General features: G+C 41.2%; 9 protein-coding genes. 5 read left to right on the forward strand and 4 right to left on the reverse strand.

Annotation, left to right across the window (positions count from 1 at the left end; all coding sequences use genetic code 11):
• The first annotated feature begins 9 nt into the window (after positions 1 to 9).
• The 3 genes from GO495_RS23120 to GO495_RS23130 all read left to right on the forward strand — a co-directional run bounded on the left by GO495_RS23120 (position 10) and on the right by GO495_RS23130 (position 8344).
• Positions 10 to 5436, forward strand: a complete 5427-nt coding sequence (locus GO495_RS23120; protein ID WP_157302216.1) for a DUF6443 domain-containing protein — start codon at positions 10 to 12, stop codon at positions 5434 to 5436.
• Between the two features lies 1 nt (position 5437).
• Positions 5438 to 5989 (forward strand): hypothetical protein, encoded by a 552-nt coding sequence (locus tag GO495_RS23125; RefSeq protein ID WP_157302218.1) that lies wholly within the window; start codon positions 5438 to 5440, stop codon positions 5987 to 5989.
• A 1185-nt stretch (positions 5990 to 7174) separates the two neighbouring features.
• Complete coding sequence (locus tag GO495_RS23130; protein WP_157302220.1) at positions 7175 to 8344, forward strand: ATP-binding protein; 1170 nt, start codon at positions 7175 to 7177, stop codon at positions 8342 to 8344.
• Positions 8345 to 8741: 397 nt separating this feature from the next.
• Here GO495_RS23130 and GO495_RS23135 read toward each other — a convergent pair whose 3' ends face one another.
• The 4 genes from GO495_RS23135 to GO495_RS23150 all read right to left on the reverse strand — a co-directional run bounded on the left by GO495_RS23135 (position 8742) and on the right by GO495_RS23150 (position 13056).
• Positions 8742 to 9647 (reverse strand): helix-turn-helix domain-containing protein, encoded by a 906-nt coding sequence (locus GO495_RS23135; protein ID WP_157302222.1) that lies wholly within the window; start codon positions 9645 to 9647, stop codon positions 8742 to 8744.
• A 63-nt stretch (positions 9648 to 9710) separates the two neighbouring features.
• Positions 9711 to 10523: an SDR family oxidoreductase gene (locus GO495_RS23140; RefSeq protein WP_338075456.1), complete on the reverse strand. Its 813-nt coding sequence runs from the start codon at positions 10521 to 10523 to the stop codon at positions 9711 to 9713.
• A 588-nt stretch (positions 10524 to 11111) separates the two neighbouring features.
• Positions 11112 to 12002 (reverse strand): winged helix-turn-helix domain-containing protein, encoded by an 891-nt coding sequence (locus tag GO495_RS23145; protein WP_157302224.1) that lies wholly within the window; start codon positions 12000 to 12002, stop codon positions 11112 to 11114.
• A gap of 598 nt (positions 12003 to 12600) precedes the next feature.
• Positions 12601 to 13056, reverse strand: coding sequence for a MaoC family dehydratase (locus tag GO495_RS23150; protein ID WP_157302226.1), 456 nt, complete (start codon positions 13054 to 13056; stop codon positions 12601 to 12603).
• 382 nt (positions 13057 to 13438) lie between these two features.
• Between GO495_RS23150 and GO495_RS23155 the strand changes: the two genes are divergently transcribed.
• Positions 13439 to 14392 carry a helix-turn-helix domain-containing GNAT family N-acetyltransferase gene (locus GO495_RS23155; protein ID WP_157302228.1) on the forward strand — a complete coding sequence of 318 codons (954 nt, stop codon included), beginning with the start codon at positions 13439 to 13441 and terminating at the stop codon, positions 14390 to 14392.
• Between the two features lie 15 nt (positions 14393 to 14407).
• The gene (locus GO495_RS23160) at positions 14408 to 14983 is read left to right on the forward strand and encodes a Crp/Fnr family transcriptional regulator (RefSeq protein WP_157302230.1); all 576 of its coding nucleotides are present in this window, start codon (positions 14408 to 14410) and stop codon (positions 14981 to 14983) included.
• The last annotated feature ends 72 nt before the right edge of the window (positions 14984 to 15055 follow it).

A 15055-nucleotide genomic window follows, 5' to 3' on the forward strand; every position in this document is an offset into this window, starting at 1 on the left:
ACCACTACCATGAAATCATTTTATAAATATACAGGGTACCTGTTGCTGCTGCTACTTCTTTTCCCCAGCATAAAGACTCATGCTCAATGTGTGACCGACTTCCCCGTTACTGTTGGTACAGTAAGCAGCTATGAATTTAATGGCTCCTCTATTGCCACGAATATAACGTGGTCTGTATCAGGCATAGGCTCCATCATCGGTGACAAAAACAAAAGTGATTGTGATGTCCAATGGAACCAGATTGGAACAGGTACCATATCTGTTCAATGGTATGAAAGCGGACAACAGATGAACCAATGCTGGACCAGGTCCGTAGTTGCTGAAATGCTGGGCGGTACCATCACTTCATCAGTTACATCGTTCCCCCTCAATCAAGTTTTTTCCTATACAGTACTCACAAGTACAGCAGGAGCATCCGGTGGTATAGGACAAGACTATAGAGTTCCTTATACCTATCAGTGGTGGGAATCAACGGATGGTAACAACTGGACAAAGGTAATTGGAGCTGTAGGAATAAACTGTTCCGGCAGCATGTTGTTCGACAAGACAATGTACTTCAGAAGGAACGTATTCGATGGATATAATTTTGCTTTCTCGAATGTAATAACCATTACCCTGGCTAATGATCTGAAAGGTGGCATCATCTCCGCTGCACAAAAGATTCTCCCGGGTGCTACTCCAGCAAAACTCGTTAACACTACTTCACCGGCAGGTGGCAATGGCGCCTTTGCTTATCAGTGGGAATCTACCACAGATGAGGATACATGGACAGCCATCAGTGGAGCTACAGCAGCAGATTATCAATCAGCAGGGTTGTCAAAAACCACATGGTTCAGAAGAAAAGTTACTTCCTCTGGACAAACGGTAAATACCAACACCGTCCAGATTCTTGTGAAGTCCGCCATTACAACTAATATCCCGGACGGTTCCCTACCTCAGTCTACACAAACCAAAGTAAGCCCTCCAAACTATTCAACGCTAAATACCAGTCTGCTGAACACCATCACCTCTTATAATATTCTTAAACCTGGTGTCACGGCCGCATCTCAGATCACGTCCCTGACCAGTCAGAGGGATATTAGAACCACCACAGAATACATTGATGGCTTAAGAAGAGTATTGGAAACCGTACAACAGAATACCGGCGCAACCTCTCAGGATGCCGTTGCCATTAGTCAGTTTGACCAATATGGCAGACAAACCATTCAGCACCTTCCCTACTTGGCCACTACCAATACCACCAATAAAGGGACATTCAGAACTGATATCAACACGGCACAACCTGCCTTTTTCAATACGATCACTCAGAATAAAGAAGACTTCTTCTATCAGCAAATGTTGCCAGAAGCTGCTCCCATAGCACGTTCTTCAAGAAGCATGGAGGCCGGCAAAAGCTATGGAGGCAATAATGTAGGCGACAGACAATCTGAGCGTACCAATACTGCCGCAGATCATGTGCGCTTATGGAGAATTGGCAATGCCATCACAGATTACCCTGTCAGCAATGTAGAATACGATGCCAATACTTTAACCGTTACTGTCACTACTGACAGTGATGGATTTAATACGTATCAGTACCTTGACAATGACGGGAAAGTAGTAATGACTGCCCGTCAGGGGCCCACTCCCCTTTATACAGACGAGCTCAGGACTTACTTTGTATATGATGATTTTGGGAATATCCGCTACGTCATTCCTCCACTCGCAACTAAAGACTGGTGGTCTAAAACGGTATGGGACTTTGGCAGCACCGATGTAACGAAAGCGGCCTTAAAAGCACTGGCCTTTAAATATTACTATGATGCCAAAGGCCGTATCATCAATATGGAAAAAGCAGGTATAGACAATACCTATTCTTTTGTCTACGACAACCGTAACCGCCTCGTACTGGTACAGGATGCCACATTGAAAGGCCGTAACAAAGGCGAATGGTACCTGTATCTCTATGATAACATGGACCGCCAGACCATGACGGCCCTTTATACGAATACTACTGCTACCAGAGAATCGCTGCAAACCTCCATGGACCAGGCGCCTGCCACAGGTATCGTGTCTGTCTCCACTCCCCTTACTGCTGATCTTTTGGTTTATAACAACGAACATACACCAACGTATGTAGCCGGTAATTCGATTACTCTTATGCCCGGATTTGATACAGATGCGGGTGAGGAAACTACCTTATCGATTAATACAACCAACAACATCGTTACAGAAAACTTAACGGTCAGTAACCCTTTGCCGGGACTGACCGGATATACGCCACTGGTGCTCTATTACTATGATGATTATACATGGGATGGAGCGCAGAGCTTTGACAAAAACTATACACTTAATGCAGGAAGTAATCCTTACGCACAAACGGTAAGCACCCCCTCGCAAAACATCTATGGCAAACTGACCGGTTACAAAAAGATCATCTCCGGTACTAACAATTGGATCAAGGGTACCCTTTACTATGATGAAAAAGGTCGTACCGTACAGCAGTTGGAAACTAACCTCAAAGGAGGCACAGACGCTACTACTAACCAGTACGACTTTCAGGGCAATCTGCTCTCCACCTTCAGCAGGATCACCAACCCTCAGAGCACCACTGATCCGGTTATCTATGTGCAGGAACGAATGGAATACGATGGCAATGGCAATATGCTGCAACAATATCATTCTATCAGCACCAGTCTTACACCCACATCAAAGCTCATTCATGAAATGACTTATGATGACCTGAACCGGGTTAAGACTATGAAAATAGGCCCCTCACTGGAAACTCTCACCTTCGACTATGACCTGTACGACCGCGTCACCGGTGTCAATACAGCCTATGCCAATGACAAGTCTGCCGGCAATTACTTCGGCATGCAGCTCTTCTACAATAGTGGCTTCTCCGGCAAAAAGCTGGATGGTAACCTGTCCGGTACTATCTGGCGCCGTAAAGGAAATGCAGATGTAGCACACGCTTATGGGTATACGTATGACGCTCATAACAGACTGGTAAAAGCCGATTATTCACAAAAAGCCAGCAACTGGACCAATAGTGACGAAGACTACACTGTGGCCGTATCTCAATACGATGAGAATGGTAACCTGGTGAAAATGAAACAGGAGGGTATGCTGGCAGGTAAAGCAAAAGCTACAATCGATGATCTCACTTATGAATACCTGGCCAGCAGCAACAGATTAAATGGTGTCACTGATCCACAGGGTGATAAGCAGGTAGGTGACTTTAAGAACTATAGTGGCAGGGCAGCAGGCAGTATAGACTACACCTATGATACAGAAGGTAACATCACCGGCGATAAAAACCGTGGTATTACATTCACCTATGATTATCTGCTGGGCAAGCCACAGAAAATCACATTCAACGCTAATGCCAATAAGTACATCACCTATACCAACGATATCACCGGCAATCTGCTGGAAAGAACGGTAAAGAATGAAAGTACTACCAATACATATACCTATATCAATGGCGCCATGTACAAGGACAATGTGCTGCAATATGTATTGTTCGATGATGGCCGTGTACGAAAAACGGCCAACAATACCTTTGTATATGATTACTTCCTGACAGATCAACTGGATAATACCCGCACCGTTATCACAGAAGAAACAAATATATACGGGTATAAGGCTACACATGAAGATAACCCTAACCCTGTCCCACCCGTGCCGGAACGCCAGCTGTTCAGCTTCCCAACACAGGTTGATGATATTCCTGCTGGCAATAAGTTTTATGACTATAATAGTACAACGAATCGGAAGTTTATAAAGCTGAATTATAATGATCCCAATCGCAGAGTGGGTACAGGCAAGGTATTAAAGGTGATGGCCGGAGATCATGTGGACATGGGTGTACTTTCTTATTATGCAGCTAATTCCGATGCTAATAATACAGTTAACCAACCTGTGACAGACATCCTGAACCAGCTAGTAAATCTATTATTAGGTCCAGCCAGTGTTGTGGGCAACGGCAAAGGGAATCTGCTGCAAGGTGCTAATGGTGCTATTCTGAACCAGCAGGACTTCAATACCTTCATTCAACAAAACCAAAATAATAACCCACCTTCCACCACCCCGAAAGCTTATCTCAACTATGCCTTATTTGATGATAACTTCATGATGGTGACTGGTGGTACGCTCAGGGTTAATACACCAGGAGATGTAGTGCCACTGGTTACCCAGCTGGATATCAGCAAAAACGGGTTCCTCTATGTGTATGTAAGCAACGAAAGTAACAGCGATGTATATTTTGATGATCTGACTATCAAGCATACGACAGGACACCTCTTACAGGAAGACAGCTATTATCCGTTCGGACTGGAAATACAAGCCCTGAGCAGTGCTGCCTTGAACCGCCCGCAGCATAATTATCTGTTCAATGGTATGGAGAAAATCAATGATCTGGACCTGCAGCTGTATCAGGCCTTTTATCGCACCTTTGACCCACAAACGGGCAGATGGGTGCAGATAGACCCTAAATCAGAACAATTCAACTCGATCTCTGGATATGCCAATAATTTCAATAATCCGGTTAACTTTACTGACCCATATGGAGATGCACCTTTAGGTACGGACCCTCCATGGTGGATGCAGTTCTTTCAGGGATTTGGTACTAATGGGAATTCACCCATTATGCTGAGTACGTTCAATGTAGTGGCTACTAATGCAGTTAGGGCCAGCGCTGCCGATCAGGTCATGACATTCGTGACAAATGACTACTACGACATCGAACGGAAAAAACAGTTATATGCACAAATGTACTGGAAGAAGAGAATGGAAGCGTATGCTGCGGCCAAACAGGCGCAGCAGCGGAAGTTCTTTGCAGTGGTACAACAGATCAATAAGATAAATAACATACAGCCTCCTACAAATGTTAATATCGGCACCATCAGTGAGTATGTACCTGACTGGAAAGACAAATGGTCTGAAAGTGATAACTTCTTTGCAGAAGCCACCTATGAGCCTGTGGATAATGGATGGGTACTCAGTCAGAGCCTGCTACCCTTCCTGAGCATGAATGGCGTGACCCACATCAATGGGGAGATTGCCAACAACAATGATAAGGTCGGAAGCTTAGTGGGCACGACCACTACAGTGCTGAGTGATCATGTGGGAGGTTTGGTTTTTAAGGGCTTGGCCGTACCATTAATAGGAAGGTTGGGGGCTGCTGCAGAGAGAAGAGGATTGTGGAAACTGACGGAAGAAGGGGCTATAGCAGTCAAGACGCATGGCCGTTTTGGAAAATTTTATAAGAGTGCTTCGGATGGATTGTGGTGGTCAGTGGACAACGCAGAACACGGAGGCAGTAAATTTAAAGTTTTCAAAGAAACTGCTAAAGGTTTGGAATGGATCGCAGATGCAGATGAATATGGCGACTTCATTATTGGCAAACACAAAGGTGAAACCGGGAAATTAATAGAATGGAGCAAATTGCGTTAATATGGTGATTATTCAGTTATTATCTCAAATAGATTTCCCCTTGTCATGGGCAAATCTGGAACGTTATTCGGATAGCAAAGCCTTCCGGAAAGAAATTTATACACACGCTGAAGGCAAAGAACTGGAAGAACTGGCGATGCTGTTCCATCACCTCTTTGCCCCGTTGAAAGACAGGATCAATATTTATGATTCCTCATGGTGGGACCTCTGTCTGGGTACATGGGATATGGAAAAGGACTATTATGATTATTCTCCGGAAGGCAAATCTCCTGAAACAGCTGCTTATCTGACAATGCTGACAGATGCAGCCATTCCACCGGAGTATTCCGGTTGTGTACAATGCCTGCATTGGGATGAATTTTTAACCATCATCCTCCGCTGTATTGTCAGCCATGCAGCACCTTACAGTCCTATCTTTTATAGTGAAGCCGATCAGCTATTCTTCTATTTTCATCATACGGGTAGCATTGGCTTGTATTATGAAAAGGAGTCAGAGGTGGTGAAAGGGATTTTGGATAGAGCAGCAGAGCAATACGAAATAGTATCACGCTAATATTAAAATAGAAATTCCCCCAACATACTGTCAGGGGAATTTCTATTTTAATCCAGTATTTCCATCAGTTTATTTTCCAATGCCTCCCCTTGGGTATTTTGCTATCATTCTACCCTAAGGCGTCTCCTTATTCCCATTCACATCCGTCTGGGTAAAATCCACCTTGCCTATCTTTTATTTAGCATTGGCCACGCTTGTGTAAAACCATTTATTCCCCCCGATATATCCTTTCAAAATCTTTCTCCCAAAAGTTCGACAGTTGTCCGGTCCGCGGTACGAGAATTATAAAGCCTTGTAAATGAAAATTTACGAGGCTTTTTGTTTTAATCTCCAAATAGATAAATCGAACCTAGGGTTTTTACAATATCCAATTTTTAGGACGCTTGCATACCCCTCCTTATTTTTGAAATAAAAAATATCCTACAAAACTGATAAGCTGCAACACTTAAACACCTTGTATCAATAAAATGTCCATTATCATATACTTGAACTGAGAAGATTAAAGAACGAAATTTTCCATTTGCTGAATAAGAAAGGAACAGATATATGAGCAACAATCCATAGTAACTGTCAGAAAACTATTTCACAAAATATTTTCGTCTTACAACTGGTCGTAATAGTATAACCAAAGCTATTAAATAAAATAAACTCGGAAACATTTGTAATAACCTGGCAAGCCAATGGATGGATTTTGTGAACTCAGATAATGATTCTGTAAATTGCATTGGTGTAATAGAGGCGCTGAAGCTACCCCAATAAAATACATCTAGAATACCATAAATTATAATAGCAATGGCCATAACCCAAGTAAACCAATGTCTGTAAAGTATAACAATTACAAAGTAAAGTGGAACTGAAGCAGATATTAAATCAGACCTGTTCCAATATTCATTTTTAATAATAAACCAAAATTGGAATACAGCAATAAAGCTCAGGAAAACAATTAATAGGTATTTGAGAATCTTCAGTATTTTGTTCATACTTATTATTATTAGGTATAATAGCCTTTGTCATTCGTCCCTCGACTCGCTTACTTATAGTCTTTGAGGTAGTATAAATGAAGAAAAATATAACCCATCCTTTGTAAAAACAAATACTCGTCCGTCCTCGAATTTCCCCCATTACCAAAGTACTTTTCAACAATTTATCCTTGCAAATCGAATATTTAATATTATAATTGCAAGGATGATTACTCGAAAAGCTAAATCTGAAATTATCCAATTATTGGAAGAATTCTCTGCTGTAGGGGTTTTAGGCCCAAGGCAGGTAGGAAAAACTACTTTGGCAGAGGAAATAGCGGCTTCATTTACACCTGAACCAATTTACCTTGACCTGGAGAGTCCTACTGACAAAGCTAAACTTAACGAGTCAGAAGCATATTTTGAATTGCACAAAGGCAGACTAATCATTCTTGATGAAATCCAGCGTGTGCCGGAATTATTCCAAATATTACGTGGTGTCATTGACAAACAACGTAGACAAGGGCATAAAACCGGTCAATTTCTGATTCTGGGATCTGCCTCTCTCGATCTATTAAAACAGTCGTCAGAATCATTAGCAGGACGTATTGCTTATAAGGAACTTTCCGGCTTAACGGTATCTGAGGTCAATCAAGCTGATCAGGATCAATTATGGTTGCGGGGAGGTTTCCCCGATAGTTTCCTAGCCAGAAATGATCAGGCTAGTTTACGATGGCGAATGAATTTTATAGGCACCTATCTGGAACGAGACGTTCCTCAATTTGGACCCAGAATACCATCTACAAGTCTACGCTTACTCTGGACAATGCTCGCGCATAGTCAGGGAGGACAAGTTAATATAGCACAAATTGGTGCAAATCTTGGTGTAACCGCTCCAACGGCCAAACGTTATATTGAACTATTAGAAGACCTCCTATTGATCCGCACATTAAGACCATGGGCTGGAAATCTGGGAAAGCGGCTTGTTAAATCGCCCAAGATTTATATCCGTGATAGTGGGCTCACACACGCCTTATTAAATCTCGCGACACTGGATGATATTTTAGGACATCCTGTTGTCGGCGCCAGTTGGGAAAGCTTTGTTATTGAGAATCTCCTATCATGTTTACCTATAGGTGCCACTCCCTGGTTTTATCGTACATCCGCAGGAGCAGAAATAGATTTAGTTATTGAACAAAGTTCCGGCAAAAGATGGGCTATAGAAATTAAGAGATCGCTTGCCCCTACTCTATCAAAAGGTTTTCATTTTGGATGTGAGGATATTCAAGCCACTAAAAGCTTTATAGTTTACCCGGGTAAGGATCGTTTCCCTGCCGCTAATAATGTAACGGTGTTGCCTATAATCGATATGATGAATGAACTGATAAATATGTAGTATTCCCGTTTACATTACTTAGATATTTCAAGCCCAAAGTAAAGGCAAATGAAGCTCAAATAAGTCGTTTTTTGACCTACAATCCTGCATCTTTTGAGCTACATTCCCGAAGAGACGAATCATCCACCACCGACGATATCACATACATATTAGCCTTATATATCATTCTAAAATCATTCATCCAGTTCGACATCTGTCCGGCCCGCTGTACAAAAATTATAACGCCTTGTAAATGAAAATTTACGAGGCTTTTTTGTTTTAATCCCCTGATGGATAAATCGAACCTGGATCTTTTACAATATTAATTGCTATTCCTTAGCAGCATATAAATAGTAATTAGTATCAGCAGATAAGTTGATCCTTTCATATTATCATATCAGTGTGCTATGCGATTTTGTTAATTAAACGTTTGCCGGAACTCTAAAGGCGATATACTGGTTTTTCTTTTAAACAGCTTATTAAAAGATTGCGGATACTCAAAGCCTAAATGATAGGCGATTTCGGCAACTGACAGACTGGTTACCGATAAATATTCCTTCGCTTTTTCGATTAATCTTTCCTGAATATGTTGCTGCGCGCTTTGGCCGGTAAGTGAACGCAAAAGATCGCTTAGATAATGTGGTGAAAGATTCAACTGATTTCCTAAGAACTCAACCGTAGGAAGTCCGGACTTTTGGGTTTGGTCCCCATCAAGGTACTCGGTTAACAGCTGGTCCATCCTGGACAATATATCGTGATTAACAGCCTTCCTGGTGATAAATTGTCTTTCATAAAAACGATTACTATAATTCAATAACAAATCGATCTGGGAAAGAATGATATTCTGTGTATGCTTGTCTATATGCTGATACTCCTGATCAATCTTCAGAAAAATATCTTCAATATCTTTTTCCTCCTTTTCTGAAAGATGCAGTGCTTCATTAATGGCGTAGGAAAAGAACCCGTAATTTTTGATAGTAGCCGCAAGCGGATGTTTGTAAAGAAAATCAGGGTGGATCAGCAACGCATACCCTGATGCGGAGCTAAAGATATCAGTTTGTGAAGGATCAAGTGACATGATTTGCCTGGGAGCAATGAAAGTCATTACACCTTTATCGTAGTCGTAATATTTCTGGCCGTATTTCGTTTTTCCGCCAATATTCTTTTTCAGTGATATGCAGTAAAAATTCACTGAAAAGTTTTGCCATACAGCAGGATCAGTAAAACGCATATCCGAAATGCGGATGACGCTTACCAACGGGTGCAACGGCTCCGGCAAAGATACCAGGCGATGCTTTTCTGATATGGAATTGATAACCTTCATTTTGCTTATTTTACAAATTTACAACCGGCAACCGGCTTTTCGGCGAGTTGCCGGTGTTTTAAATCAATAACCTAAGAACTGCTTTCTGATCTCTTTTCTGAATTCTTCACTTCCAAGCTCTAAACGGCGTGCGTACATCGCTTTTGAATCTTCGCCTGTAACATATCGAATCTGGTCCTTACCATCTGTAGCAGCTTCATAAACGATCTCAGCAATTTGTTCGGGAGATGCCGCCGCATGCATCATCGAATCGGTCATGGCGAATAACTTATCCTCTAAACTTTTATAGGCCGGGTGTAAGTTCCTGTCAAGGGACCTGTTTAAAAAATCAGTTGCGATACCACCCGGAGCGACTGTTTTGATGCCAATATTATGCAAACCCAGTTCAAACGACATGCTTTCAGACCAGCCTTCAATTCCAAACTTGGTAGCATGGTAAATGGAATGTAAAGGAAATCCCAAAAATCCGCCCATGGAGGTTGTGCTGATAAATAATCCGCTTTTCCTTTCCCTTAAATGCGGGATGAAAGCATGTGTTACCCGTATCACACCCAACAAGTTAGTGTTGATTTGCCTTAAAATCTGTTCATCGCTAAATGCTTCCATTGCGCCCATTAAACCGTAACCCGCGTTATTAAACACTACATCAATCGCATATAACGAAATGGCTTTTGCAACGGTGTTGTTGATTTGCTCAAGGTTAGTCACGTCCAGCGGTAAAAGTGTTATATTTTCAAATTGATTAAGCTCAGTTTCCTTTTCGGGATTTCGCATAGTTGCGATAACATTCCAACCTCTTGATTGAAATAGTTTAGCTGTAGCTTTACCCAAACCTGCTGAAGCGCCTGTTATAAATATGGTTTTGTTCATTTTCATAGTTTATAATTTACATTGCAAAAATCCGGTAATTATCATCGGAGTGTGTTTCCAAACCGGGCATAGTTGTATCCAAATTGCAGGTTGTTATTTATATTTGCTGGAAGAATTCTCTGCTATAGGGGAATGAACTGCTGTCTTTTAGCAAAGGAATATACATGCCTGTCATACCATTGCCTGCCTGTTTGGGCTGGATTATTTTTACAATGATATTATTGATGGCATCGTATCTGTAATAGTTTTTATCGACTGATATCAGCGGGTAAGGTTAAAGCAATCCTTCCTATCCGGAATACTTTTTCACGATTCTCCAGCTTACAATACGTAAGCAGGAGCAGAAGTAATAAAACGATTGAGTAACGCATGATTTTTTATTATCGGATCACTTAATATTAGTATCAATAAGCCATTCCCCAAGTATTGATCTGTTATCTCCCGGAACACCTGGCAAATTTTTATATCCCCCTGTATTATATCCTTTTATAAAACCTCATATTCATTTCTTTTGTGCTGGAGTAAGATTTACAGATCGGTTATTAGGGTTAAATTGAAGTCTAAAAGATCCGTTTGGGGGTGAGGAGATTCCTCTTAAGAGTTAATTTCAAGCTTATATCCTTTGCCGCGAATAACAACAATTTTGATATTCGGATCACATTCCAATTTTTTCCTAAGTTTTGATATGAACATATCCAGACTGCGCCCCACAATAACTCCTTCATCTTCCCATATCTCTTTTTGCAGCCGGCTTCGCTCTATGATCTCATTGGGAGAAAGCGCGAAAATGAGGAGTACACGGGTTTCCGTTCCGGTCAGGTCTATTGTTTTTTCATTTATTATCAGCTTTCGATTCTTCGCATCGAACAACACCGAGCCCAAAGTGAACATATTAGCATACTGACTGTCAGGTAAAGCTCTTCGCGGCTTAACAGATCTCAAAAAAATAAAACCAACAAATGCTAAAAATGACAGGCTACCCAGAAGATATCTATTCTTTGCTGTATTTATTCCTGTCGGTTTGAATTTAATGTTGATCATGTAACATCCTCTGGGTTGCTCTCTTCCTATACATGCTACAATATCATCTTTTTTATTTTTGGATATAGCGTATCCATAGGCTACACTGGAGTTGCCGCAGTTCAGAACGTTGACAACATAATCACGTGCGAGCGGGTCTTTGGCCAACAAACGCCGGGTAGTATTCACCAGGGAGCCCGGTTGAAAAGTAAGATCATTCTCAAACCTGATCTGGTATTCATTTTCTGCGATCTTTTTTACCGGAAGTACCCGTGATGTACTGTCTCCCGACTGTAGGAGTATTTCATGTCCGATCCTGCGGAGTAAAACTTCCCTTCTGGAGATATCAAAATCGTCACTATCCCCCATACTGAAAGCCACACAGATTACAGAGATAAACAAGAGTAGTATCAATGCGAACAGGTATTTGCGTTTTCCGGAGAGGATATTTCGACTAAGATGCATAGCGTTAAGCTTTTATTTACAAAGTTCACATTTTTATTTACAATCCAAATTCCCCGCGCTGAAAGATATCAAAGTAATTTCGCTCAATCAAATTGATAGGATATGAAAAATAAAAGAAAGGTTTTGTCCGGTCTGATTATCATGCCAGTTTTTATTAAGAAATGAACAAGGAAAGCTGCATTGACCGGTATTGGAACCGTGCAGCTGTCGCCAATATAAATACGTTATCGAAACAAATTGAAATAATGATGAGTAAATCCAACAGAACAATTATTCAGACTGTTTTCCTTGGAGTCTTTATCATCTGAACTCTCTTTATCCAAAGTAGCGTTGTAAGAAAAGTTCATCAGTTATGGCCATAATGAAATGCATAATGACCAGCGCAGGCGTCCTGTTTTTATTGCTGCTGACGGGATTAATGTCAGGTCATGTACAAATAAAACCATTAAATGGAAAGGTCATTGATACTATGAGTTTTAAGTCGCGTTGTTGCGCAGCAGCATTAAAGACCGTTAATTACTAATGAGTGCCTTTCTCAATTCAATAACCTTTCCACTAAGCAATGTATGAATCTCAGGAAGAGGACCGTTTACATGCCTCAAAAATGGTATAGAAACACCACATCACCCGTGTAAGCCGGTTTTGTCTTACCCTTAATACTGAGCGTGGCGCCAATTATCACTTTCGTGACACCTCTTAAATCGACTATAGATCTGAGTTTCGCTTTCAATTGAACTTCATCGTTCACAAGTACCGCCTGGCCGAACTTAAACTGCTCTATACCATAGTTTATTTCCATTTTAACATTGCGGATCTCTGCAATTTGCTTCCATAGATAGGGGATTAACGACAACGTCAAATAACCATGAGCAATAGTGCTTTTGAAAGGCCCTTCATTTTTTGCTCTTTCCTCATCGCAATGGATCCACTGATGATCAAGCGTTGCATCCGCAAATTTATTGATCTGTTCCTGATCTATTTTATGCCATTGAGAACTGCCTATTTCTTTACCCTCGTATGCTTGATATTCTGCGAAACTATTGACGATTACCATAATTTTCCGTTTATTAATTAAAGTTACAAGAAAATTGCAGCAGTTTCCAAAAGGCTATGATTATAAAACCAGGTATGATCTGCTGTTATATAAAGTGCGGAGGAAGGTAAGCCGATATCAAATTTCAGGTGTTGCAATAGTAATAAGGTGGTCTTTCCCGCGCCTCGCGGCCATTTTATGCCTCCCATCCGTTGCTTCCAGATAATATCACGCCTGAAAATATTGGTCGTAATACGCTATCCTCAAATTCAAATAAAATATGTATAAAATATCGTTGGGAAAGGCATTTTATTTATTAAGGCATTCATTAGATTTAAAATATTTGCTTTTTTATTCCCTATTCTATAATTTTACATAACTGGTTATGAAATCAATTATGTTTATGAAACTATTTGAAAAAACAGGTAAGATGGCTTTGGGGAGCAGGCTACGTCTGATGACCGCAAGGATAACAGATGATGCTGCTATGATTTACGGGTTATATGGCGTGGAATTTTCCCCTAAATGGTTCCCGGTGTTTTTTGTTCTCTCGGAAGACGGAGAAAATACGATTACCGAAATCGCTAATGAAATTGGCCATTCACAGCCTTCCGTCAGCAAGATAATTCAGGAAATGACGGCGGCCGGACTGGTCCAGGAAAACCGGGAATCTCCGGATAAACGGCGGAATGTTGTAGCATTAACAAAAAAGGGAAAGAAGGTTTCAGAGCGGATCAAGGTACAATGCGCCGATGTGGATGCTGCCATTGAAAGCATTATTTCCGAAGCCAGGCACAACCTTTGGGAAGCGATCGAAGAATGGGAGTTTTTGCTGGAACAAAAGTCGTTGTTGAGAAGAGTGCAGGAGCAAAAGAAACTGCGCGAAAGTAAAGATGTGCAGATCGTGAATTATGAAGACCAATATCAGGCGGCCTTTAAGTCGCTCAACGAGGAATGGATCTCCACATATTTCCAAATGGAAGAAGCGGATTACAAGGCTTTGGACAATCCCAAAGGATATATTCTGGACAAAGGCGGAAAGATATTTGTAGCGCTGTACAACAATGAACCTGTCGGTGTTTGTGCACTGATCAAAATGAACGACCCTGATTACGACTTTGAGCTGGCAAAAATGGCCGTCTCCCCCAAAATTCAGGGTAAAAGTGTTGGCTGGTTGCTTGGCCAGGCAGTTGTAAATGCAGCAAAAGAGCTGGGGGCATCCAGGATTTACCTGGAAAGTAATACAGCTTTGAAACCCGCCATCAACCTGTATCAGAAGTTAGGGTTCAAGAAAGTGGTTGGCAGGTCCACACCCTATGAACGCTGCAATATTCAGATGGAATTACAATTGATGTAATCTTAATCGGTCAACATGGAAGCGAAAGAAATATTAAAGGAACATATCGCTAAAACCGCTTCATTAACGGATGAACAGTTCGATTATTTCTATTCTCATTTTAAATTGCTTACCTATAAGAAAGGACAAACCCTGGTTACAGAAGGGGATAAAGTTGATTGTGAATATTTTGTGCTCTCCGGCTGTTTAAAGGCATTTTTTATCAATGATGATATCAAAATGTACATCTTACAGTTTGCCATGCCCACCTGGTGGACATCAGACTATAATGCACTTTACAGTAACGCCAGAGCAACTATCAATATAGACTGCATCACAGATGTGGAAGTGCTTTGCCTTTCAAGTGCTGACAGGGAAAAACTCTGTGATGAAATACACCAGGTAGAACATTTCTTCCGATGGAGGACAAACAGAGGGTATGTCGCCTCTCAAAAAAGACTGTTGTCATTTATGAACAACGATGCGAAGAAACGATATGAAGAACTCCTGGCATTATATCCTCAATTATATAACCTGGTCCCAAAACACCTGATCGCTGCTTACCTGGGTATCAGCAGGGAAACATTAAGCAGACTTTACAGCGCTCACTAAAATGTGATGTACATCACGTAACTACTGTCCAATTCCTTACGTCCTTTGTGTGGTAATAAAAACACAAACAAA

The sequence above is a fragment of the Chitinophaga oryziterrae genome (assembly GCF_009758125.1).
Classification (GTDB): domain Bacteria; phylum Bacteroidota; class Bacteroidia; order Chitinophagales; family Chitinophagaceae; genus Chitinophaga; species Chitinophaga oryziterrae.